The organism is Halorubrum lacusprofundi ATCC 49239 (genome assembly GCF_000022205.1).
Classification (GTDB): Archaea; Halobacteriota; Halobacteria; order Halobacteriales; family Haloferacaceae; genus Halorubrum; species Halorubrum lacusprofundi.
The window spans coordinates 407,398-429,756 of record NC_012029.1; the positions used below are offsets into that span (position 1 = coordinate 407,398).

Below are 22,359 nucleotides of genomic sequence, written 5' to 3' on the forward strand. Positions count from 1 at the left end.
GTTCCGCCTCCCGACATTTTGGCGGCAGTCTCAGGCCTCGGATTCGCTGCTCTCGCCGTTGTCGCCGTCGGGCGCCCCACCGTCATCCGGGATCGAGATCAGGTTCTCGCGCCCCAGCCGGAGCTTCTCCACGCGGCCCAACTCGGCCATCGCGGAGAGCAGCTGTGACACCTTCGCGTCCGACCACCCGGTCTTCGCGACGATGTCGGCCTGTCGCATCCGCCCGCCGTTATCTTCGAGGAGGCGCTCGACGCGCTCCTCGTCGGACAACAGCGAGAGGTCCTCCGCTTCCGCTTCCTCTTCCGCGGCCGCCTCACCGCCGTCGGCCCCTGATCCGTTGCTCGCCGAATTTGGATCGGTGGGATCGCCGGTCACGGCGTCGAGCCGTCCGTGGTCGGTGCGTTCTCCCCCGCCGCTGTCGACGGTGGCCTCGTCGACGCTCCCGCTCGCCGCGGAACCGGGGCTGCCGTCCATTCGCCGGTAGCCGACGATGCTCCCAGCGATGAGCACCGCGGCGATGACGATCGCAGCGGTGAGCATCGTCCACGGCGGAGCGATCGTGCTCGCGGGCCCGTAGACGATCACTACGGGATCGCCTCCCTCGAACGTCTGGGGCCCCTCGATGATGACGTCGCCGTCTGAAAGCTGTGCCACGGCCGTGCTCGGCGTCCCTGTGACGGAGTACCCTTCCGGCGTCGCCACCTCAAGCGTCTGTCTATCCTCCAGCGAGAGGAGCCACGTTCCGCCGTCCGACGTGGTCAGTGCGTCACCCAACACCAGGTTCTCACCGTCTTCTTCGAGGAACTCGGTCCAGACGAACGTCAGTCGGAGTTCGCCGACCGCCGCCGTCTCGGCACTCGCCACGTCGAACGACGAGGGGTCGTCGTGGGTGACGACCTCACGATCGACGTTTTCGATCCGCATCGTCCGGTCGAGGTTCTGGCTAGCCTGGCGGGCGAACCCCTCGAACAGCGTTGCGTCGGGACCGACCTCGCCGTCCCGGAATCTCTCGCCGACCGAGTCGAACGCTGCACGGTCGCGCTCGTCGCTGAGTGCGTACCTGACTGAGACGGTCCACTGGGCGTCGCCGTCCGAGGTCGGCTCGATCCGGATCCGCGTCGCCGTGTTCGGATCGAACGGTTCGTCGATCTGTTCGACTATCGATGGATTGACCGTCGATGGGTTGATAACCGATGGGGTGGCCGCCGACGGATCGGCGTCGAGAGAGGGCGAAGACGAGGGCGAGGGCGCGCCCCCTGCGACGGGCGCGACGCCGCTCGCCACGAGCGCGACGGCCACCAACCCGACGAGGAGAGCGCGAGACGGGGCATTCCGCATACAGATCACCGCACTCAGGCGCCGGGCAAAACGCTTTCCATCGTTTGTTTTGACCGTCCGACGTGCGTCGTCGGTGATCGATCAGGATGCGGTCGTCGACGGATCGCGTCGGTTCATTGAGGTGGCTTTTTTATATCGCGACGCAAATCAAGGTGGTATGAGAGCCCTCCCGATATCCCTCTCGGTGCTGCTTCTGCTCGCGTCGATCGCCGGCGCGGTGTCGCCGGCGGCCGTCGCGGGAGCGGTCGCCGACCCGGTCGGTGAGGGTACCGAATCGGTCGCCGGAAACACCGAACCGGCCGCTGCCAGCGTAGCTCCGACCGTCGAGAATGCCGCTGACGCGCTCGACGGCGCCGACGGGGACCCCGACCGCCCGCAGGTCGACGCGGAGAACCTCACCTTCCGGACGTTGTCCACGCCGATCGGTGTCGCCACGCGCGTCGAATCCGGGAGCCGCGGCGCGAACCTCGGCTCGTCGGTCGGGTTCGCCGTCGGCGAGACCGATGCGGCCATGGAGACCGCGGCGGTCGTCCAGCGGATCGAGGCCGCCGAGACGAGCGTGGAACGACAGCGCCGGATCCTCGCGGCGATCAACCGCGTCGAGCGTGACGAGGTGACGCTCAACAGCCGACAGACGGAGGCGTTCAGCGCCCACGCGGCCGGCAACCTCTCCGACCGAGAGCTCCTCGACGAGCTTGTCCGCATTGCTGCGACCGCCCGTGAGTACGACGAGCGGCTCGACGAGCTCGACGCCCTCGCCGAGGAGACCGACGGATTCAGTTCCCCGACCCGGCTCGACGAGCTTCAGGTCGCGCTACAAGTGTACGGGGGTCCCGTCCGCGACTACGCGCTCTCGACCGCGCGCGGCGCGACGCCTGCCACCGATGTGTACGTCGAGTCGAGCAATCGATCGATCGTGTTAGCGACGGTCGTCGACGGGGAGTACGTTCGCGAGGTCTTCCGAGTCGATCGCTGGGACCGCGGAGGCGGCTCGATCGGCAACGACGAGGCGATCAATGCCACGTCCGCCGCCTACCCCGAGACGGCGTCGCTCCGCGAGCCCGACGCGTTCGGCGCCGGCTCGGTCCAGCGGATCACCATCCCGCACGATTTCGGACTCCTTCGCACCTTCGTCAGCGGCGGCACGGAACAGGTGTTCGTCGAGCACCAGCGGATCGCGCTCGGGGCGTTCCCCGACACCGAGCCCGTCTCCGTGAACGGCGACGGCTTCAACGTCACCGTCGACCGCAGCTACGCCGGCGGTCCGGTGACGGTGACCGTCCGCAACGAGGAGACCGGCGAGCCCGTCTCCGACGTCACCGTCACGAAGAGCGTCGGCGACGGCGACAGTCAAGCGATCGGTACCACCGACGCGGACGGCATGGTCCGGACGCTCTCGCCGGCGGAGTCTTACCGGGTCACCGTCGTCGACGAGCCTCGCGCCGTCTTCGTCGACAACCTCCAACCCATTGCAACGCCGCGACCGGTCGACGACGAGTAGGGTCTCGTCGTCGCCCCGGTCGCAGCCCCTGACGTTTTTCCCGGATCCCGCGGCAGTCGCCACGTGCCCATCGATACCGATGCCGATCTCCTGCCCAGCGGCCCGTCCGCCGATCGATCCGAGCGCGCACTCGCGCCGGTCGCCAGCGTCCTGCTGCTCGCCATCACGGTCGTGCTCGCGGGCGGCGTCGTGACCGCGGCGATCGACACCCCGGCTGAGCCCGCGCCGACGACCTTCCTGTCGCTGTCAGCGACTGACGACCGGATCACGGTTACGCACCGCGGCGGAGATGCGCTCGACGCAGCCGAGTTGGAAATTCGAGTGCGCATCGACGGCGAATCACTCGCCCGGCAGCCGCCGGTTCCGTTCTTTTCGGCGGCAGGGTTCCACCCCGGTCCGACGGGCGCGTTCAACGCCGCGACCGACGGCGACTGGCGGGTCGGCGGGTCGGCGTCGTTCCGGGTCGCGGGGACGAACGATCCAACCCTCGAACCGGGCCGAACGGTCACCGTCGACGTTTCGGTCGACGGGCGACCCGTCGCGACGCTGGAGACTGTCGTCGAGTCGGGATAGCGGCGGAGGGAGGTGCGTTCGAGCGCCGCGCCGCTACTCCTCGGAGACCCGCGCGACCGTCGTGATCGCGCGCGGGCTTTGCGGGCTCGCTCGCTGGATGTGATGTTCGTACGCCTCGTAGCCGGCCGCCTCGAACATCCGGTCGGCCTCGTCCTCGTCGTAGAAGAGCATGATCGCGTCGGCGACTCGCTGGAGGACGGGGTTATGCGGGTAGTCGGGCCCGACGACGAGCACCTGACCGCCCGGCTTCGCGACGCGGCGGAGCTCCCGGAGCCCCTCGATCGGGTTCGGCCAGTACTCGATCGACCCCGAGGACCAGACGATGTCGAACGTGTCGTCGCGGAACGGGAGCCGCTCGGCGTCGCCTCGGTAGAAGTTCACGCGGTCGTGTTTCCCGAACTTCTCGAACGCCTTCTCCATCTGGTGGACACTCTGGTCGAGTCCGTGGACGTCGTCGGCGTGTTCGAGGATCCCCTCGGTGCCGAACCCGGTGCCACAGCCCACGTCGAGCACTTTCGGATCGTCACCGAACTCCAGCCACGAGAGCGCCTCCGTGCGCATCTCCTCGGTCCAGGTAAACCGGTTGACCTGGTCGTACACCTTCGAGAGGTATTTGTAGAACAGGCGGGCGTTCGACTTGTTCTCGAGGATCCCCATTTACCGCTTGGTTGGGTCGCCCGCCCCATAACGACACGGATCCGTGTGGCCGTCGCGGTCGGCGGGGCAGGGGCGGTCGGCGAGATGAGCATGGAGACGGCGTCCTCTCCGTTATCCGATGCGCTCCCCCGTTCCGACCGGTTTTTCCGCTCGCCGCCCGACCGTCGGGTATGGAACCGACGACGAGCGGCCGCTTCCGCGTCCACGACCGCCGCCCGCGTCCCGACATCGACGGGACCGGTCCGGCCGATCCTCCCGAGGAGTTTGTCCTCGTCGACTACCCGGAAGCGCCGATCGACCCGACCGCTCCCGACGCCGGGGACCGGTTCGACCCGCTCTACGCCGCCGCCGAGGGGTACGATGGAGACATGGCTGACCGCGTGGCGTCGCTGGAGCCGGGATTCGTCGTCGACGCGACGCTGGCGTGGACCGACGGCTCGGCCCGCTTCGCCGATGTCGAGGTCGTCCGCGAGAGCAGATTCCGGTTCGCGGACGACGTGGACGGGATGTTCGAGGCGGCCGTCGACGCGTGGGACCAGATCCGTTCCGCGGGAGAGGCGGTCGGCTCGATCACGACCCGGTCGAACGACGGCGAGCCGAACGGGGCGCTATACCTGTTCGCGGACGCGCCGGGAAGCGACGCGTTCGCCGACCTCCGGTCGGGTCGGCTCCCGATCGAACCGCTCGTCGCACGCGTCAACGAGTCGCGTGAGGACGACGGCCCTCGCGAGGTGTTCGTCCTCCGTCCCGCCGCGCACGACTTCGTCGCCGTCTATGTCGTCTTCGACCGAGAGGGCGTGTTGGCCCAGACGGTGCGCGACACCTACGACCTCGGTCCCGGGCTCGCCGCCGGCCTCGACGGCGGTGCGCTCGACGCGGCCAAGGCGGGATCGGACGGCGCCGAGGACGGCGCGGACGAGAGAGATGACGGCAAGGACGGCTTCGACGCGCTCGATCGGCTGTAGTCGTCGCGCGCTGTAGCCGCCGCGCGCGGTCTCGCTCAGAGCCAGTCGGCATCCGGATCGACCCGGCCATCGGGCGTCTCGCCGTTGAGCACGGCGGCCACGTCGACGGCGCCGCTTCGGTTTAAGTCGTCGCGGGCCGCCTCGCTGTACCACGCCGCGTGCGGCGTGACGATCGTGTCGTCGCGGTCGACGAGCGGATCGTCTTCGGGCGGTTCCTCCGCGAGCACGTCGAGGCCGGCGCCCTTGATCGTCTCCGACTCCAGCGCGTCGAGCAGCGCATCGGCGTCGACGACGGGCCCGCGACTCACGTTGACGACCACCGAGCTCTCGTCGAGCCGAGCGAGCGCGTCGGCGTCGACCATGCCCCGAGTCGCGTCCGTCAAGGGGGCGTAGACGCCGACGTGATCGGCCCGGTCGAACAGCTCGTCGAAATCCGCTTTCTCGACACCGTACTCCGCCATCTCGTCGGCCTCGACGAACGGGTCGTAGGCGACGAGATCAGCGTCGAATCCGGCGATCTGCTCGGCCGCGCGCCGGGCGATCGGGCCGAACGAGACGAATCCGACCGTCGACGCGCTCACGCGGCGGATCGGTCGTCCGACCTCCCAGCTCCAGCCGTCGTCGACGACGTGATCGTCGTACGCCTTCAGCGACCGCAGGCAGGCCAAAAGCAGCGAAACGGAGTGAATCGCCACCTCGTCGGTGCAGTAGTCCGGGGCGCGAGTGACGGTGACGCCGCGCTCGGCGGCGGCGCCCACGTCGACGTTATCCACCCCAACTGCGGCCCGGACGACGGCCCGCAGGTCGAGCCGGCCGAGCGCCTCGTCGGTGACGGGCGTGTCGATGTCGGTCACAACCGCGTCGGCGCCCGCTGCCGCCTCGATCAGGCGCTCGGTCGACCCTAGTTGGGCGACCTCAATCTCGACGGGCTCGTCAACTGCCTCGTCGAGGACCTCGCGGTACGTCTCCGGATCGATCATCGGGAACGCCGACAGCACGACTTTGGCCATGTACGGTCGTTTTCTCTCCCATCACTTGACGGCTTTCTCGCGTTTTCAGGTCCTGAGACACCCATTTTCGATCGTGATTATCATCCGGCAGTCGATTTTGATTTTCGATGGCTCTTTGCGCGCGCGCTCGCTAGGGCGTTCGTGAGCGACGACAGTTCAGCAGACCGGTCGACCAAACCGCCGATGCTCGTGCTCTTAGAGTCACTGGCGTTCTACCGGAACGCCCGCGTTGGGCTCGTCGTCGGCGCGCTCTTCGCGGTCCTCCTGTACGGCGTCCGGGCGCTGGAGCTACTCGGTCCGGTGATCGACATCCGGGACTACCCGCTGTTCGGTCCAGACGTGTGGTTCCTGTTGCTGGCGTTCGTGCTGGCTGCGACGTTCGCGCTGCTCGTCGCCATCGGGCTCACCGTCGTCGAAGCGGTCCGAGGGGCGCGGGACCTATCGGCGGAACGGAGCGAGGAGAAGAGTTAGAGCCGCGGCGGTCAGTCGGCGGTACAGGAGGCCTCGTTTTCGTCGCCGGTGAACTCCTGTGCGGGCTCGGTCAGCTTATAGAGTTTCTGCCGGGCATCCGCGAAGTAGACATCCTCGTCGACGACGTCGATCCCCTCTAACCGTTCGAGCGCGTAGCGGACGGTTCGAGCCGACAGCATCGACTCCTGGACGATCCCCTTCTGGGTCAACGGTCCGTTGTACTCGAGCACCTTGAAGACGAGCTTGGCGCTCGGCGGGAGGTCGTCGAGTCCCTCCGTTTGGGTTCCTTCCATCGTTACGAATCGAAACCGCACATCGTCATAAATGTTGATGCGTCACCGCGCTCAATCGGGTGTTTTCTCGCAGTAGAAGGCAATTGTTGCTGGTTTATGACGCACTCACCGGTAACATTTACTGGTAGTTGGCTGTAGACTGACCAGTCAGTCAGCGATGGCGCTCGCGCGCGCTCCGTTGCCGACGCTCTGCGGGGTCGATCTCGGACGGCGTCTCGGTCGCTCGACGTGAGCCGGACGTGGCTGTCCCGGTCGGCGGCGCTCCGAGACGGGCCGCCCGGCGGAACGAACGGCTTTTCACGTGCGCTCGCGGATCGACTGGTATGAGCGACGACTCGGGGATATCGGGCCATACCCGAAGCGTGGTCGTCACGACGATCTGCAGTCTCGCGGGGATCGCCGCCGGCGTCATCTCGGCCGTGTATGTTGGGACGGATCCGGTTGACGCCGCCAGCACTACCCTCGTGCTGGTGCTGGGCGCGTTCGTGCTCGCCCAGTACCCGTTGTACAAGATGATCGGCGTCGGCGACTTCGGAGTCAAGGACAACCTCTACGTGGCGTTTCTGACGTTCACGCTGTGGTTCATCAGCTACACCGTACTTGCGACGTCCGGCGTCGAACTGGTGGTCTGAAATGGCGGACGACAGCATCGCGGTCGTCGACCTCGATCGATGCCAGCCCGACCGGTGTAACTACGAGTGCGCGAACTACTGCCCGCCAAACCGGACGGGCAAGGAGTGCATCACGAAGCGCGGCGAGGACGCGGCCGAGGGCGACCCGGACCAGATCCACATCTCCGAGGAGATCTGTCTCGGAGAGACCTGCGGGATCTGCGTCGAGAAATGCCCGTTCGACGCGATCGAGATCATCAACCTCCCCTCCGAACTCGACGAGGAGCCGGTCCACCGCTACGGCGACAACGCCTTCTCGCTGTACGGGCTCCCGACCCCGAAGCCGGGCAACGTCACCGGCATCCTCGGTCCGAACGGGATCGGGAAGTCGACGGCGGTCCACGCGCTCGCCGGCGAGATGGTCCCGAACCTCGGCGACTACGAGTCTGAGGGCGACTGGGAGCGCGTGCTTGACCGATTCCGCGGCACGGGGCTGCAGAACTACCTCCAATCGCTGAAGGAGGGAGATGTGACGGTCGCGCGGAAGCCGCAGTACGTCGACCAGATCCCGAACCAGTTCGACGGCAACACCCGCGAGCTGTTGGAGCGCACCGACGAGCGCGGCGCGCTCGACTCCCTCATCGACCGGCTCAACATCAGGCCGGTGATGGACCAGCCGATCGACTCCATCTCCGGCGGCGAGCTCCAGCGCGTTGCCATCGCGGCGTGTCTCGCCCGCGACGCCGACTTCTACTTCCTCGACGAGATCACGCCGTACCTCGATATCGGCCAGCGGATGATCGTCGCCCGGCTCATCCGCGAGCTGGCGGACGACGACGCGGCCGAGCGCTCGATGCTCGTCGTCGAGCACGACCTCGCCATCCTGGACCTGCTCGCCGATACCCTCCACGTCGCGTACGGGGAGCCCGGCGCGTACGGTGTCGTCACTGACCCCAAGTCGGTCCGAAACGGGATCAACGAGTACCTGAAGGGATACCTCGACAACGAGAATATGCGGATTCGGCCGTCCGCGATCACCTTCGAGGAGCACGCCCCACGGGTCTCTTCGCGGAGCGAGACGCTGATCGAGTACCCCGAACTCTCGAAGTCGTACGGCGACGGCGAGTTCGAACTCCACGTCGAGGGCGGCGAGATCAACCGCTCCGAGGTGCTCGGCGTCGTCGGCCCGAACGGGATCGGGAAGTCGACGCTTGCGAAGCTGTTCGCGGGCTCGTTGGAACCGGACGAGGGGGAACTCGACTTTGCACTCGACATCGCGTACAAGCCGCAGTACATCGATATTGACCAGCCGATGCGCGTCGACGTGTTCCTCTCCTCGATCACCGACGACTTCGGTAGCTCCTACTGGAACACGGAGATCGCCCAGCCGCTCCAACTCGATCGCGTGATGGAGCAGAACCTCTCGGACCTGTCGGGCGGGGAGCGCCAGCGCGTCGCCATCGCGGCGTGTCTCTCCGAAGACGCCGATCTGTACCTTCTCGACGAGCCCTCTGCGCACCTCGACGTGGAACAGCGGGTGCGCGCGACGACGGCGATCCGCCGGTACGCGGAGAACCACGACGCGACCGTGATGGTGATCGACCACGACATCTACATGATCGATCTCCTCGCAGACCGCCTGATGGTGTTCGACGGCGAACCGGCCGAGCGCGGGCACGCCACGCCGCCGCAGGAGATGCGCGACGGGATGAACGAGTTCCTCGCGGACCTGGACATCACCTTCCGACGCGACGAGCGGACGGGCCGTCCCCGGATCAACAAGCCGGGCTCGCAGCTCGACAGCTCACAGAAGCGCGACGGCGAGTACTACTACTCGGGGTAGTCGTTCGGTCGAACTCCTCCGATTATACAACGTGCGAGGCGAAAGCCGCGGCTTTGGCCGTGGAAGGAGGCCAAGGTAGGCCGTCCGCCTCACAGTTCATCATCTCACGGTGAGAGCTTCGCGGCTGTTACGGTGTGTATACTAAACCCTCTCCGGTGTGCCCACTCCGTGAATGCAGTTGGTCCTCATCGATTCGTCGTCGAGTAGCGGCCGTCAGTCCGTCACACCGTCTCTCGCGTTATGAATCGGTCACAACTCCTACCGGCGCTGATAGCGCTGTTGGCGATCACGTCGCTGAGCGTCGCGTCAACGACGCTGGAGACGAGCCTGACGACCGATCCGGACGAGGAGATAAACCCGAACTGGGAGAGCCTGCCGATAGGCCAGGACGACGCGGCCGCGATTCAGGAGTCCATCGAGGGCGGAGGCGGGGAGAGCGACGGTGGGGGCGGTAGCGGTTCCACCGACGCCACGGGATCCGCGACCGATGACCGCTCGCTCTTCGATCGCCTGATCGCGCTGTTGAGTCGACTCTTCCGTCTCCTCCTCCCGATCGCGGCGGTTCTGGCGGTGGCCGCGCTGGCGTATCGGTACCGTGACCTTCTGGCCGACCTCTTCGGGCGCGACTCCCGAACGACCCCTGCCACCGAGTCGCGACCGACGGCTGAACGCTGGCCCGGAACGACCCCCGAACACGACGTGGACCGGGCCTGGGTGGAGCTGATACGCCGGCTGAACCCGAATCGACCCGAGACGACGACCCCAGACGAGTGCCGCGCGCTCGCTCGCGTTCGAGGCGTCGATCGCGACGCCGTCGAGTCGATCGTCTCCGCGTTCGAGCACGTGCACTACGGCGGACGCTCGGTCGACGCGGAGGCCGACCGGGCTCGCGACGGGCTCCGCGCGCTGGAGGACGACGTGAAATGACCGACCGAACCGTCGATCGCGACCCCGCGACCGACTCGAGCGATGCGGATACACGCCGAATCGGCGCTGGGGGGCTGCTCGCCCGCCTCGGTCGAGTGGCCCGCGTCCTGCTTCTCCTGGTGGGGGTCGCGACGCTCGGTGTCGGACTGCTCGTCGCCTTCGATCCGGAGACTGAGGGCGTGCTCCGGATCGACGCGGCGATCGAAGCCCTCGGGAGCGATTACGTGGTGCTGGCAGTGTTCGGTCTTCTGGCGGTCGTCCTCGCGTTACTCCTCGTGGCGGCACAGCGCGTCCGCGGCGTCAGCGAGGCGACGCCGCCGGCCGTCGAGGGCGTCCTGACGGCGTCGTATCCCGGTGCGTCGTTCGACCACGCCGGTGGTGGACGACTGCGTCGGTTCCGCTCCACTCGCTCGGCAACCGACCGTCGCCGTCGGCTCCGGGAGGCGGCGGTCCGCGCGACGATGCGCGCGGAGGGCTGTTCGCGGACCGACGCCGAGCGTCGTGTCGACGAGGGGACCTGGACGAACGACTCCGTCGCCGCATCCTCCCTCTCCGCGTCCGGACGCGGGGTCCTGGGCGGTACCCTCTCCGCTTTGGAGGTTACCCGTGACGGCGATCCGGCCGATCGTACCGTTGACGCCATCCTGGCGAAGACGACCGGCAAGAGATCGGTGGTCCGGGGTAGTGATCGGGACGGGAACGAGGACCTGACTGCGGCAACCGTTCGGAACTCGGGCCGGGGTACCGACCGGGACGCGGATCGGGACGCCAACCGAGCTTCGGACCGCCGCTCGGACGAGCGATCGACAGCGCAGGAGGGAGCCCAGTGACGCCCGATATCGCCGCTCTCCGTCGCTGTCTCGGTGGTTCAGAGCGTCCCGAACGAACCGCAGTCGACGGGGGATCCCGGTGGGGCTCCGCGGCCAGAACCGACGGCGGGGCCACAGCCGAACCGGCGTCCGAGACGAACCGACCGTCAGCAGTTCGGTGGACCGGCCGCTGGCGGGGGATCGCCGCCGTCACGCTTCTCGCGGTGGCGATCGGCGTCCTCGCGAAACGGCCTCCGTTGTTGCTGGTCGGCGCTCTCACCGGCGCGTACGTCGCCTACCCGCGTCTCACCGCGACTCCCAACCCCGATCTGTCCGTCCGACGGGAAATAGATCCGGCGTCGCCGGCGGACGGGGAGTGGGTGTCCGTGCGGACGACGATCACGAACGAGGGAGACTCAGCGCTCGCCGACGTCCGAGTCGTCGACGGACCCCCGGCGATGCTCTCGGTCTCGGACGGATCGCCGCGATGTGCGACGGCGCTGCTCCCGGGTGGTGAGGTGACGATACGCTACGAGCTCCGGGCGCGCCCGGGTCGTCACGCGTTCCAGCCGACGACCGTGCTCTGTCGCGACGCGAGCGGGTCGGTAGAGGTCGAACTCTCACTCACTGCGGCCAGTTCCTTCGAGTGCGAAGCGGAGATCCCGACCGTCCCGCTACGCGCCCAGACCGGTCACCATCCGGGCCCGCTGGTCACTGACGACGGGGGCGAGGGGATCGAGTTCCACTCCGTCGAGGAGTACCGGCGCGGGGACCCCGCGAACCGGATCGACTGGCGACGATACGCGCGGACGGGCGAACTCACCTCGATGACGTTCCGCACCGAACGGCTCGCAGAGGTAGTGGTGTGCGTGGATGCACGACCCGCGTCGTATCGAGCCGCGGACGCGACCGAACCCCACGCGGTCGCGCTCGCTGTCGACGCCGCCGGCCGAATCGGCGACGCGCTGTTCGACGCGAATCACCAGGTCGGCCTCGCCGGGTTCGGACGGCACGTTTGCGTGCTTCCGACCCGGAACGGTCCCGATCACGCCAGCCGGTTCCACCGTCGGCTGGCGACGGATCCGGCCTTCGGGCTGGATCCGCCGGAAACGGCACGCACGACCGATCGTGAGGGCGGAACAGCTCTGCCCGGATCCGTCGCTGGGGACGGACCGGACGGCGGTTGGGTGACGAGAGGTGATGGGGCCGACGGGCCCGACGGGGCCGTCCCGGTCGACACCCAGCTGTCCAGAATTCGGGCCGAGATCGGGGCGAACACACAGGTCGTGTTGATCACGCCGCTGTGTGACGACGAGGCCTCCCGCATCGCCCAGCGGTTCGAGAGCGGTGGGACCGCCGTCAGGGTTGTCAGTCCGGACGTCACCACGACGGAGACCGCGGGGGGACGGCTCGCCCGGCTGGAGCGAACGCATCGGCTGAGCATGCTACGGAACGCCGGTATTCCCGTCGTCGACTGGACACCCACCCAACCGCTGGGCGCGGCGATGGCGGCCGTCGAGGGGTGGGGTCGATGACGGCGTCAGATGCGACGGGACCGGCGACGGTACCCGACGGAGCAACCGCTCGGTTCGTTCGCCGACCGGCGATCACGAGCAGCGTCGTTGCCCTCGCTGCCGGCGGCGTTGCCGTGGCGCTCGTCGCCGACACGGCCCTCCAGCGGGAGATCCTTCGGCTTGCCGTCGGCGGCGCCCTCGCCTTCGGGATCGGTGCACGACTCGTTCGTCACGGTGGGACGGCCCTCCGGGCTCTGGGTGCGCTGATCGCGCTCGGTGGAGGTCTCGTCGTTCTCGTCGCGGTGGGACAGGCGGCCACGCAGTCCCCGCAGGTCACCCACCGGGTCGAGTTGCTTCCCGGGATTGTGGGTATGTGGACGCTCTCCGCGGCGCTTGCGCCGGTCCGGTTCCGGTGGAGTCGGGCCCTGATAGATCTCGGCGCCGGCTTCGTGTTCCTCGGCGTGCTCGTGACGGGGGTGACACAGGGGGTGGGCACCACCGCGCTCCTGCTCGCGGCGCTCGCGACGATCGTCGCGCGGGACGCGGCCGAGAACGCCGTGTCCGTCGGTGGACAGATCGGCGGTCAGCGCGGTGCGAGGACCGTTCGGGCCGAACTCGCTCACGTGGGAGTCGCCGCGAGCGTGGGCGCGGGCGCCGTCGTGGTCGTACTCGGGGTGGCCCGTCTCGACATCGACGGCCTCCCGTTCGGCGCGCTCGTCGCGCTCATCGTCGGCAGCGTGGTTCTGGTCCTCGGCTCCAATCGATAGTCCGCGCTCGCCGGTTGGCGGGTCGGCCGGGAACGATGGGGGGGTGCAGTCGTAACGCTCAGGCCCGCAGCTGCGGCATCGGTATCTCCGAGAGAATATCGTCGACGATCTCCGTCGTCGAGACGCCCGAGACGCGCGCGTCGGGGGTCACCACTATCCGGTGGGACAACGCGGGCGGCGCCATCGCCTTCACGTCGTCTGGCGTCGCGTAGCTCCGACCCATGAGCGCGGCGTGGGTTCTCACGACCTCGAAGAACCGCTGGATACCCCGCGGCGACACGCCCGTGTTCACGCGCTCGTCCGTTCGCGTCGCGCGGGCGACGTCGACGAGGTACTGCCGAACGCCGTCCTCCACGCGGATCGACTCCGGAGCGCGCCGGAGCTGAGTGAGCGTGTCAAGCGAGCAGACCGTCCGGACCGATGGCGAGGAGGCCTGGCGGCCCGCGCGGCGGTCGATCAGTTCGAGCTCGCCGGCTCGGTCGGGGTAGCCGAGGCTGGTCTTGACGATGAATCGGTCTTTCTGGGCGGCCGGGAGTTCGAAGGTCCCCTCCATCTCGACGGGGTTCTGCGTGGCGATGACGACGAACGGGTCGGGGAGGGGATGGGTCTCGCCGTCGACGGTGACCTGGCCCTCCTCCATCGCCTCGAGGAGCGCCGCCTGGGTCTTCGGCGGGGCTCGGTTGATCTCGTCCGCGAGCACGACGTTCGCGAACACGGGCCCGGGCTGGAACTCGAAGCTCTGTGTTTTCTCGTCGAAGACGTTCGAGCCGATGACGTCAGACGGTAACAGGTCGGGGGTGAACTGGACCCGCGAAAAGGAGACGTCGACCGCGTTCGCGAACGACCGAGCCGTGAGCGTCTTTCCGGTTCCCGGGACGTCCTCGAGCAGGATGTGGCCGTCGGAGAGCAACCCGACGAGAACCGTCTTCAGCGTCGATCGCTCGCTGACCACGACCGAGGCGATCCCGTCGAGGATTTGGTCACTTCGTTGCTGCACAGTCGCAGGATCCATACCGATCGGAGAGACGTCGGCCCGTTGGTTATGGTCCTGCTAAACGCGGGTTCGGTCAGCCTAACCTGCCGCTTCGGTCGAACGTGTGGTGTCGTCTCACATGGATTTGTCGAAGCACTCTCATCGGTTTTCGAGGCCACGGATCCGTCGTACCGAAGCGATTAAGCACAGAAGCCGCAAACGACCGAGTATGCAACACCTCATCATTCGCGGCGACCCCGGGATCCGGCGGGACGCGGTGATCGAGTACGACGGCGAGGAGCTGGTGTGTTTCGGAATTAACGTCCAGGGCGGCTGGCACGGCCCGGACGAACCCCAGCTCTGGTGTACCGTCGGCACCGAAGACGAGCGCGAGGCCTACGACAAACGCGAGTACGTCCCCCACTGGCTCGACGTCGACACGGTCGACGCCGAGGAGCTCGATGTGATCAAAGCGAAGGGCGAGCTGTCGGTCTAACGGCGCCGTATTTCTGCGGGTTCGTATTGGTTCCTCCTCCCTATACCGGCGGATCGTCCAGCCACGCCTCGATCGCGCCGGCCATCGCGCCGCGACGGTGAATCGTCCTCGCGTCGGGGTCGACCACGGTGCTCTCGGTGCCGGGCGTCTCGCCGTCGTCGATGACGACCGCGACGCCTTCGCGGATCCGGTCGTCGAGGTCGTCGGGGTGCGTGACGCTCCCGCGCCCGGAGACGTTCGCGCTCGTCGCGGTGAGCGGTCCGGTCTCACGAAGCAGGTCGCGGGCGATCGGATGGTCGGGAACGCGCACGCCGACGCGGTCGCTCCCGGCGGTGAGCGCGTCCGGGACCGGGTCGCCGCGCTCGACGACCACGGTTACTGGGCCGGGGAGGAACGCCCGGGCGAACGCGACCGCGAACTCGGTGGGCTTCGTGTAGCGGAGCGCGGCGTCGACGCTCGGGACGCCGAGCGAGAGCGGGTTCGAACGCTCCCGCCCTTTTAAATCGAACACCCGTTCGACGGCAGTGGGATCGAGGGCGTCGCCGCCGAGCCCGTACACCGTCTCCGTCGGGTAGACCACGAGGTCGCCGTCGGCGACCGCCTCGGCCGCTCGTCGGAGGGTGTCAGTGTCCTTTGTCACGGGAATCCGTTCGTGACGGTCGCGAAAAAGGGTGACGTGTGGGGGAATAGCGTGCGGACAGCCGGGAGTGCCGCTCCGGATCAGTCGACGAGCCGATCGATCGCGCCGCCGATGGCCTCGGCGTCGGGGAACTCGGGGTGTTCGCTTGCGACCCACGCGTACTCGACGGTGCGGTCGGCGTCGAGGAGGAAGACGGCCGGGCGCGTCTCGGCGATCCCGGTCATGCCGTCGATATCGTGTGCGAGGCCGTACGCATCGATCACGTCCGCGCCGGGGTCGGAGAAGATCCGGACGCCGTCGGCGCGCTCGGCGAGCAGGCGCTTGTGGGCGTACGGTGTCGAGATCGAGACGCCGAGGATGTCCAGGTCGTCGGCCCAGCCGTGGTCGTCGATCGTGTTGTAGAGATACGTCGCCTGAAAGGCGCCGTCCATCGGGTGGAACAGCAGGAGCGTCGGCCCGTCGACGGCCTCGCTGAGCGCGCGGTCCTCCCAGTACTCCTCGCCGACGAGCGGTCGGGTGAAATCCGGCGCCGCGTCGCCCTCGGCGACGTGGTCCGTCTCGGGCAGCGAGACGACGTCGAAGTCGACCATCTCAGGCACCTCCCTCGGCGTAGGTGGACTCCAGGTACTCCACGATGTTCGCGCTCTCGGACATCGTCACGCCCGTCTCGGGGTCGACGATCGCCGGCACGCTGCGGGCGCCGGAGACGCGCTTGACGACGTTGCGCTCGGAGTGCATCGGCTCGACGTACCGCGACCGGTACTCCAGGTCGAGTTCGTTCAGCATGCGAACGACGCGCTCGCAGTAGGGACACGCCTGCAGTCGGTACAGGGTGATCGGTGATTCGCTCATGTCCCGCCGTTCGCCGGCGAGACGGGTAATCGTGTCGACGGCGGTACTCCGGGGAGGCGACCCCGCGAACCGCTCGTTTCGGTGTTCGTTGATCGCCTGAGGGTACCGAGAGTGCTCGTGCGTGCTCGATGCTCAGCCGGCACAGCGGGTATCCGAAGGGAACGCTTTAATCGCGGGGCGACGGAACACAAACGAATATGGGCTTGTCGTCTAGCGTGCCGGTGGCCGACCTCCTCCAGATACCGATGCCCGGCGACGGCGTCGTGCTCGCTCTCGGCGTCGCCGCGATCCTCTTTTTGATCGGGCTGTCGGCGTTCTTCTCCTCGTCGGAGATCGCGATGTTCTCGCTACCGCAACACCGCGTCGACAGCCTCGTCGACGAGGGCGTAAAAGGGGCAGAGACGATCCGCGGCATGAAACAGAACCCCCATCGCCTGTTGGTGACGATCCTCGTCGGCAACAACATCGTCAACGTGGCGATGACCTCCATCGCGACCGCGCTGTTCGGGATCTACCTCTCGCGGGGGGAGTCGGTGCTGGCGACGACGTTCGGCATCACGACGCTCGTGTTGATCTTCGGCGAGAGCGCGCCGAAGTCGTACGCCGTCGAGAACACCGAGTCGTGGGCGCTCCGGATCGCCCGCCCGCTGAAGCTCTCCGAGTACGCGTTGTACCCGCTCGTCGTCCTCTTCGATTACATCGTCAAGGGTATCAACAAGATCATCGGTGGCTCGGCCGCCATCGAGTCGACGTACGTCACCCGTGACGAGATCCAAGACATCATCGAGACGGGCGAACGCGAGGGCGTCATCGAGGAGGAGGAACGCGAGATGCTCGACCGCATCTTCCGATTCAACAACACCATCGCCAAGGAGGTGATGACGCCCCGTCTCGACGTCACCGCGGTGGCGAAGGAGTCCTCGGTCGAGGAGGCGATCGAGACGTGCATCCAAGCGGACCACGAGCGCGTCCCCGTCTACGAGGGGAACCTCGACAACATCATCGGCGTGGTGACCGTCCGGGATCTCGTCCGCGAACTGCGCTACTCCGAGGGTGAGCCGTCGCTGGAGCGCGTCGTGAAGCCGACGCTGCACGTCCCCGAGTCGAAGAACGCGGACGAGCTGCTCGCGGAGATGCAGGACAACCGCCTCCAGATGGTCACCGTCATCGACGAGTTCGGGACCACGGAGGGGATCATCACCTTAGAGGACATGGTCGAGGAGATCGTCGGCGAGATCTTGGAGGGCGACGAGGAGGCTCCGGTGGAGTTCTTAGAAGACAACGTCGCCGTCGTGCAGGGCGAGGTAAACATCGACGAGGTCAACGAGATGCTCGGGATCGACCTCCCCGAGGGCGAGGAGTTCGAGACGCTCGCCGGCTTCGTGTTCAACCGCGCCGGGCGCCTCGTCGAGGAGGGCGAGGAGATCGAGTTCGACGAGATCCGGATCCGGATCGAGCGCGTGGACAACACCCGGATCATGTCCGCGCGGGTCACCGTGCTCGACGGCGCGGAGGCGGCCGACGTGGTCGCCGAGGACGACGCGCTCGAGTCGAGCGGCGAGCCCGAGGCGCCTCCGAACGACGCGGAGTGAGAGTCGGACGCGACCAGTGGGAAAGCGGTGAGGAGTTCTGCTGATTCGGTCGATTATTTATAAACGGCTGACGGTGACTCCGCAGTGAAGGTATCGAGAGCCCCAGTCGATCGCCGATACGTTGTTGTCAGCGGACCGACCATGAACATCTCCAAAGCCCCAGCCGCGACGACCTCGCGTGTGCTCTTCGCGCCCGATGGGCGCTCACAGGCGCGCGCGCCGACCGCATTTCGATTTATAAGCGGCCGTCGCGGTCTGTCGACTCCGTCGTTCATCGACACGATCCGAAACCGGCTCTCAGCGCGTTTTTGACTTTTAAACCGCGTACGCGCGGGCGGCCGCGACGAGCGCCTTCCGGTAGTCGCTCTCGGAGGGGTCGGGGCCGAGCGCGAGGAACCGCTCCTTGAACGCGTCGACGTCGACGGCGTCGGTGTCGCTGCCGGCCGCACGCGCGAGGTCGTAGATACGGTGGTTCGGGCCGGCGATGTCGTGGCGCTCGACGAGGGCGAGCGCGAATGCGGCGTTGACCGCGGTGATCTCTGGGTCCGCGCCGGCCGTGACCGGCGGGGCGCCGTCCCGGGAGACCTCGGGGCGGTCGGCGACGGCGGCCGCGAGGGTCGATTCGAGGAAGCCGAGGAGCTTGTCTGCAGGCGCGACCGAGAGCGTGATGTCGTCGGCGTAGATATCCTTCATGTGGTTCGCGATCTGGTAACAGTGCGCGAGCTTGCGGCGCTCCACCGTCTCGCCGGAGAGCCCGAGGTACAGCGCCTCCTCGGTCGACTGGACGTGAGAGGCGTGCCCCTCCTCGTAGCGGGCCATGTGCGACAGCTCGTGGACGGCGAGCTCGCGGGCCATCGCGCTGGTGGCGGCGCGCTTCGAGACGTTCAGGACGTGGTAGCCGTCGTAGTGGCCGGCCCACGTCCGCTCGTCGGGGTCCTCGCGCACTTTCACGTGAACCGGGTCGTCGAGGGACCACTCGGTCTCGAACAGGTCGGCGGCGCCGAGAAACGGGTCGGGGGGGACATCCCCCTGCACGCGGAGATCCATGCGTATAGTTCTCACGGGAGCGTCGGGTAAGTCTCTTGCGTCCGTCGAAGGCTTTTGTTGCCGCGCGTCGAACGCCGAACCATGGAGACACGCGTTTACGCGGCCTACGACGATGGGCTCCGGATCGTCGACCCCGAGACGGGGACGGTCTCACACCGGCTGGCGGACCGCGCGGTCGAGTGTCTCTCGGTCGTTTCGGGTGGCACCGAGTCCGGTGGGACGGGCGGCGACGGCGAGTGTATCGACGGCGACGGGAGTGGGGGAGACGGGAGTGGGGGAGACGAGAGCAGGGGAGACGAGAGCAGGGGAGACGGGTCCAAGAGAGACCGGTCCGCCGGGGCCCGCGTGCTCGCCGGGACGTTCGACGCGGGGCTGTTCCGCTCGACCGACGGCGGAGGGTCCTTCGAGCGCGTCGCCACCGAGAGCCTCGGTCCGGGCGGGTCCGGATCCGAGGCGGTCACCGCGGTCGCGACGAGCCCGCACGACCCCGAGGTCGTCTGGATCGGAACGGAACCCTCGCGGGTGTATCGGTCGACGGACGGCGGCGAGACCGTCGAGCGAATCGGGGGGCTGACCGAGGTCCCCTCCGCGTCCGAGTGGTCGTTCCCGCCTCGACCCGACACCCACCACGTCCGGTGGATCGAGCCGTGTCCGGCCGACCCGGAGCGGTGGTTCGTGGGCGTGGAGGCCGGGGCGCTGGTCGTGACGCCGGACGGCGGGGAAACGTGGGTCGACCGACCCGAGGGCTCACGTCGGGACAACCACGCGCTCGCGACCCACCCGGACGCGCCGAATCTGGTGTACGCGGCCGCGGGCGACGGATTCGCGGAGAGCGGCGACCGCGGCGACTCGTGGCGGGTCGTCGACCGCGGGCTCGATCACGGGTACGTCTGGGGGCTCGCGGTCGACCCCGGCGACCCGGAGACGGCGCTCGTGAGCGCGGCCTCGGGAGCGGGTGCGGCGCACAGCCGCGGCGAGGCGTACCTCTACCGACGATCTGTGGGTGGAGACAGTCGGAGAGACGATCGGGGGGATGATCGGGAAAATGGCCGAGGAGATGATCGGGGAGACGGAGGGAATGGCCGGAGCGCCGCGTCCGACTCGGGCCCCCGCTTCGAACGCCTCGACGACCGGGGGATCCCGACCGGCGAGGGAACGTACCGGGCGGTCCTCGCGAGCGGGCGGGCGGACGGGACGATGTGGGCGGTGCACAACGAGGGGCTCTACCGGACCCGCGACGCCGGCGAGTCGTTCGAGCGGGTTCCCGCGGACCTGCCCGCCTCGCCCGCGCGGGCGCTCGCGATCGAGTAGAACACGAAGAACACGAAGAACACGAAAACGAAAACGAATCGGCGGATCGAATCGGAACGAACCGGAGCGGTCCGGCTCCGGGACTACTCGCGGACGGCGCCGACGACGAGGTAGACGATCGGGGTGTCGAGGACGGCGATCGCGAGTTTGAGGAGGTACTGGCCGAGGCCGAGCGCGAGGAGGACGCTCGCCGGGAGCGGGTCCCCGGAGCCGAGCACGAGGGGGGCGGCGTAGAACGCGACGCCGACGAAGATCGCGGTGTCGATGGCCTGACTGCTGGCGGTCGACGCGATGTTGCGCAGCCACAGCATGCCGCGGCCGGTGCGGTCGCGGATCGCGTGGAAGACGACCACGTCCCAGTTCTGGCTCACGACGTACGCGAGCAGGCTCCCGGCGACGACGTTGGCCGCGGGGCCGAGCGCGGTGTCGAAGGCGGCCGCGATCTCGGGGTCGATCCCGGGCGCGGCGAGGGTGGACCAGACGAGCGCGAGCACGAGGAAGTTCGCGAGGAAGGCGACGTTGACGACCACCTGCGTGGCGCGGCGGCCGTACAGCTCGGCGTAGCAGTCGGACGCGAGGAACGTGAGCGCGTACGCGAGCGCGGCGCCCGGCAGCGTGATCTCGGGGCCGACCACTGGGAGCGCGAACGGGAGCGGGAGGGCGATCACCTTCGCGGCGGTGAGCTGTGCGGTGGCGAGCGCGACGACGAACAGGGTGATCAGCCCGACCGCGGCCACCGCGGAGCGGTCGAGCGGGTCGGCCGCGAACGGCCCCTCGCCGCCGGCGGCCCGAGCCGTCCCCTCACTCATCGTCGCCTCCGGCGGGGTCGTCGCGGTCGGTGGCGTCGGCGGCGCCCTCGGCCGCCTCGTCGGCGAGTCGGTCGTGGCGCGCGTCGATCTCGTCGAGCACGTCGAGGGTCTTGCGGATCGACGCGCGGACGGCGTCGCTGCGGTTCACGAACTTTCCGTCGTCGCCGACGTGGCCGTCGAGGTCGTCGAGCAGTTCGCCCGGGATCTCGACGCTGATCTTTGGCATACCGCTCCGTCTCCGGCGCGGACGTATGAGTGTTAGTATCCGAGTATTCGTCAGGGAGTATTGCAGTCACCCCCGATCCGACCGGACCCGACACGCGGGCCGCGTTCGCGGCGTGTGCCTCTGCGGGTCTCGGTGTCGATCGCGGGCGGGCGACCGGGGGAGTCGCCGTCGACGCCCGGAACGCGCAGCAAATTCGCGCGGTTCCGGCGTCGAAAGGGAGCGTGTGGCGCGGCCGGACGCGACCCCCTACCCGAGGCGGTGGCGCGTCCGGGCGCACCCGGGAGTATCTACGTCCCCGACCGCCCTAAATACCCGGCGGCTGGGCGGTGTCGACGCACAGGGAGGTTCCCAGTCCCCACTGCGCGCAAGCATCGCCGACGCGGATTCGCGGCGATCCGGCATTTGTTCGGGGTCGATCGCGGTCACAGCCCGTTCGATCGCGAGCCTTTATACCACGATCCGCTGTCCGGTAATCCCGGCTTAAACAGAGATCGTCCGCCTCAGGCCTTCTCGCGTGGTTGTTACGGGTTAACACACGATGAATACCCCACAAAGCATTTATATTGACCGCTGTATGTTTCGCTTGCAACCCCTACCCAAATGACTGCAGTACTAAGTACCGAGAACCGAGTCCGGTCGCAATTTGATGATGATGTTGGCGGCGACGAAGATCGGGCGTGGATCGAAGGTGACGGGAAAGCTGCTGTGGTCGATGCGAAACACAACACACAATGACAAACGACAATAATACACGTAAGAAGGCCAGTGCGGTCTTCTTCGCGGCGATCATGGTCGTCTCCATGGTCGCAATTGGTTTCGCTGCTGCTCCGGCAGCAGCCGACCTTGATGGTACAAACAGTACCATCGACTCTGCGGCCGCCGAACCCGTGACGGCTGGGTTCGACTCGTCAGAGCAGGACGTACAGGTAAAGGTTACAATTAGCGACAATGCCAGCGACAACGTGACTGTCGACCTCTCTGAGGCGGCAGACGTGGAAGCTGTTCCGTCGCTACAGGACGTAACCATCTCCCCCAGTACGACTGGTAATGTTAACCTCCTCGGCTCGGAGTTTGACGAGAGCACGAACGTTCTCGAGTTCCAAGTCAAAGGTACCACCGCAGGAGACGACGTCG

24 protein-coding genes and 1 pseudogene are annotated in these 22,359 nt (G+C 67.7%); 14 read left to right on the forward strand and 11 right to left on the reverse strand.

Features of this window, described 5'->3' with window-relative positions; genetic code table 11:
• Positions 1-30: 30 nt before the first annotated feature.
• On the reverse strand, positions 31-1,338 hold the full coding sequence (locus tag HLAC_RS01920) for a helix-turn-helix transcriptional regulator (RefSeq protein WP_012659629.1): 1,308 nt from the start codon (positions 1,336-1,338) through the stop codon (positions 31-33).
• A gap of 157 nt (positions 1,339-1,495) precedes the next feature.
• On the opposite strand from HLAC_RS01920, the gene HLAC_RS01925 reads away from it, so the two are divergent.
• Both HLAC_RS01925 and HLAC_RS01930 read left to right on the forward strand, forming a co-directional pair.
• Entirely contained in the window at positions 1,496-2,839 is a 1,344-nt protein-coding gene (locus HLAC_RS01925; RefSeq protein ID WP_012659630.1) for a DUF7094 domain-containing protein, read from the forward strand.
• Between the two features lie 63 nt (positions 2,840-2,902).
• Entirely contained in the window at positions 2,903-3,412 is a 510-nt protein-coding gene (locus tag HLAC_RS01930) for a type IV pilin N-terminal domain-containing protein (protein ID WP_012659631.1), read from the forward strand.
• Between the two features lie 33 nt (positions 3,413-3,445).
• Here HLAC_RS01930 and HLAC_RS01935 read toward each other — a convergent pair whose 3' ends face one another.
• Positions 3,446-4,069 carry a methyltransferase domain-containing protein gene (locus HLAC_RS01935; RefSeq protein WP_012659632.1) on the reverse strand — a complete coding sequence of 208 codons (624 nt, stop codon included), beginning with the start codon at positions 4,067-4,069 and terminating at the stop codon, positions 3,446-3,448.
• Between the two features lie 170 nt (positions 4,070-4,239).
• Between HLAC_RS01935 and HLAC_RS01940 the strand changes: the two genes are divergently transcribed.
• Entirely contained in the window at positions 4,240-5,034 is a 795-nt protein-coding gene (locus HLAC_RS01940; RefSeq protein ID WP_012659633.1) for a DUF6663 family protein, read from the forward strand.
• A 35-nt stretch (positions 5,035-5,069) separates the two neighbouring features.
• On the opposite strand, the gene HLAC_RS01945 is transcribed toward HLAC_RS01940, so the two are convergent.
• Complete coding sequence (locus tag HLAC_RS01945) at positions 5,070-6,044, reverse strand: C-terminal binding protein (RefSeq protein ID WP_012659634.1); 975 nt, start codon at positions 6,042-6,044, stop codon at positions 5,070-5,072.
• 141 nt (positions 6,045-6,185) lie between these two features.
• On the opposite strand from HLAC_RS01945, the gene HLAC_RS01950 reads away from it, so the two are divergent.
• The gene (locus tag HLAC_RS01950; protein WP_422652235.1) at positions 6,186-6,515 is read left to right on the forward strand and encodes a DUF7536 family protein; all 330 of its coding nucleotides are present in this window, start codon (positions 6,186-6,188) and stop codon (positions 6,513-6,515) included.
• A gap of 11 nt (positions 6,516-6,526) precedes the next feature.
• Here HLAC_RS01950 and HLAC_RS01955 read toward each other — a convergent pair whose 3' ends face one another.
• A complete protein-coding gene (locus HLAC_RS01955) occupies positions 6,527-6,808 on the reverse strand; it encodes a MarR family transcriptional regulator (RefSeq protein WP_012659636.1) in 282 nt (93 codons plus the stop codon).
• A 323-nt stretch (positions 6,809-7,131) separates the two neighbouring features.
• On the opposite strand from HLAC_RS01955, the gene HLAC_RS01960 reads away from it, so the two are divergent.
• The 6 genes from HLAC_RS01960 (at position 7,132) to HLAC_RS01985 (ending at position 13,279) form a co-directional block, all read left to right on the forward strand.
• On the forward strand, positions 7,132-7,440 hold the full coding sequence (locus HLAC_RS01960; protein ID WP_012659637.1) for an EMC6-like membrane protein: 309 nt from the start codon (positions 7,132-7,134) through the stop codon (positions 7,438-7,440).
• Between the two features lies 1 nt (position 7,441).
• On the forward strand, positions 7,442-9,262 hold the full coding sequence (locus HLAC_RS01965) for a ribosome biogenesis/translation initiation ATPase RLI (protein WP_012659638.1): 1,821 nt from the start codon (positions 7,442-7,444) through the stop codon (positions 9,260-9,262).
• Positions 9,263-9,502: 240 nt separating this feature from the next.
• Positions 9,503-10,189 (forward strand): DUF4129 domain-containing protein, encoded by a 687-nt coding sequence (locus HLAC_RS01970; protein ID WP_012659639.1) that lies wholly within the window; start codon positions 9,503-9,505, stop codon positions 10,187-10,189.
• On the forward strand, positions 10,186-11,019 hold the full coding sequence (locus tag HLAC_RS01975) for a DUF7269 family protein (protein ID WP_012659640.1): 834 nt from the start codon (positions 10,186-10,188) through the stop codon (positions 11,017-11,019). Before HLAC_RS01970 ends, HLAC_RS01975 begins: the two co-directional genes overlap by 4 nt.
• The gene (locus tag HLAC_RS01980; RefSeq protein ID WP_012659641.1) at positions 11,016-12,533 is read left to right on the forward strand and encodes a DUF58 domain-containing protein; all 1,518 of its coding nucleotides are present in this window, start codon (positions 11,016-11,018) and stop codon (positions 12,531-12,533) included. The genes HLAC_RS01975 and HLAC_RS01980 overlap by 4 nt, the downstream gene beginning before the upstream one ends.
• Positions 12,530-13,279 carry a DUF7519 family protein gene (locus HLAC_RS01985; protein ID WP_012659642.1) on the forward strand — a complete coding sequence of 250 codons (750 nt, stop codon included), beginning with the start codon at positions 12,530-12,532 and terminating at the stop codon, positions 13,277-13,279. The genes HLAC_RS01980 and HLAC_RS01985 overlap by 4 nt, the downstream gene beginning before the upstream one ends.
• 58 nt (positions 13,280-13,337) lie before the next feature.
• Here HLAC_RS01985 and HLAC_RS01990 read toward each other — a convergent pair whose 3' ends face one another.
• Entirely contained in the window at positions 13,338-14,291 is a 954-nt protein-coding gene (locus HLAC_RS01990) for an AAA family ATPase (RefSeq protein WP_012659643.1), read from the reverse strand.
• A 190-nt stretch (positions 14,292-14,481) separates the two neighbouring features.
• Between HLAC_RS01990 and HLAC_RS01995 the strand changes: the two genes are divergently transcribed.
• Positions 14,482-14,748 (forward strand): HAH_0734 family protein, encoded by a 267-nt coding sequence (locus tag HLAC_RS01995; protein ID WP_012659644.1) that lies wholly within the window; start codon positions 14,482-14,484, stop codon positions 14,746-14,748.
• A gap of 40 nt (positions 14,749-14,788) precedes the next feature.
• On the opposite strand, the gene HLAC_RS02000 is transcribed toward HLAC_RS01995, so the two are convergent.
• The 3 genes from HLAC_RS02000 to HLAC_RS02010 all read right to left on the reverse strand — a co-directional run bounded on the left by HLAC_RS02000 (position 14,789) and on the right by HLAC_RS02010 (position 16,240).
• Positions 14,789-15,388, reverse strand: a complete 600-nt coding sequence (locus HLAC_RS02000; protein WP_012659645.1) for an L-threonylcarbamoyladenylate synthase — start codon at positions 15,386-15,388, stop codon at positions 14,789-14,791.
• A gap of 80 nt (positions 15,389-15,468) precedes the next feature.
• On the reverse strand, positions 15,469-15,978 hold the full coding sequence (locus HLAC_RS02005; RefSeq protein ID WP_012659646.1) for a redoxin domain-containing protein: 510 nt from the start codon (positions 15,976-15,978) through the stop codon (positions 15,469-15,471).
• 1 nt (position 15,979) lies between these two features.
• Positions 15,980-16,240, reverse strand: coding sequence for a glutathione S-transferase N-terminal domain-containing protein (locus HLAC_RS02010; protein ID WP_012659647.1), 261 nt, complete (start codon positions 16,238-16,240; stop codon positions 15,980-15,982).
• A 197-nt stretch (positions 16,241-16,437) separates the two neighbouring features.
• On the opposite strand from HLAC_RS02010, the gene HLAC_RS02015 reads away from it, so the two are divergent.
• Positions 16,438-17,832 (forward strand): hemolysin family protein, encoded by a 1,395-nt coding sequence (locus tag HLAC_RS02015; RefSeq protein ID WP_012659648.1) that lies wholly within the window; start codon positions 16,438-16,440, stop codon positions 17,830-17,832.
• A 315-nt stretch (positions 17,833-18,147) separates the two neighbouring features.
• Here HLAC_RS02015 and HLAC_RS02020 read toward each other — a convergent pair whose 3' ends face one another.
• Positions 18,148-18,879 carry a DUF5781 family protein gene (locus HLAC_RS02020; protein WP_012659649.1) on the reverse strand — a complete coding sequence of 244 codons (732 nt, stop codon included), beginning with the start codon at positions 18,877-18,879 and terminating at the stop codon, positions 18,148-18,150.
• 81 nt (positions 18,880-18,960) lie between these two features.
• Between HLAC_RS02020 and HLAC_RS02025 the strand changes: the two genes are divergently transcribed.
• Positions 18,961-20,190: a beta propeller repeat protein gene (locus HLAC_RS02025; protein WP_012659650.1), complete on the forward strand. Its 1,230-nt coding sequence runs from the start codon at positions 18,961-18,963 to the stop codon at positions 20,188-20,190.
• Positions 20,191-20,273: 83 nt separating this feature from the next.
• Here the strand turns inward: HLAC_RS02025 and HLAC_RS02030 are convergent, their stop codons facing one another.
• Both HLAC_RS02030 and HLAC_RS02035 read right to left on the reverse strand, forming a co-directional pair.
• The gene (locus tag HLAC_RS02030) at positions 20,274-20,999 is read right to left on the reverse strand and encodes a queuosine precursor transporter (RefSeq protein WP_012659651.1); all 726 of its coding nucleotides are present in this window, start codon (positions 20,997-20,999) and stop codon (positions 20,274-20,276) included.
• Complete coding sequence (locus HLAC_RS02035; RefSeq protein ID WP_012659652.1) at positions 20,992-21,225, reverse strand: ribbon-helix-helix domain-containing protein; 234 nt, start codon at positions 21,223-21,225, stop codon at positions 20,992-20,994. The genes HLAC_RS02030 and HLAC_RS02035 overlap by 8 nt, the downstream gene beginning before the upstream one ends.
• A gap of 731 nt (positions 21,226-21,956) precedes the next feature.
• Between HLAC_RS02035 and HLAC_RS19925 the strand changes: the two are divergent.
• A pseudogene (locus HLAC_RS19925) lies at positions 21,957-22,055 on the forward strand (surface glycoprotein); the annotation flags it as partial.
• Between the last annotated feature and the right edge of the window lie 304 nt (positions 22,056-22,359).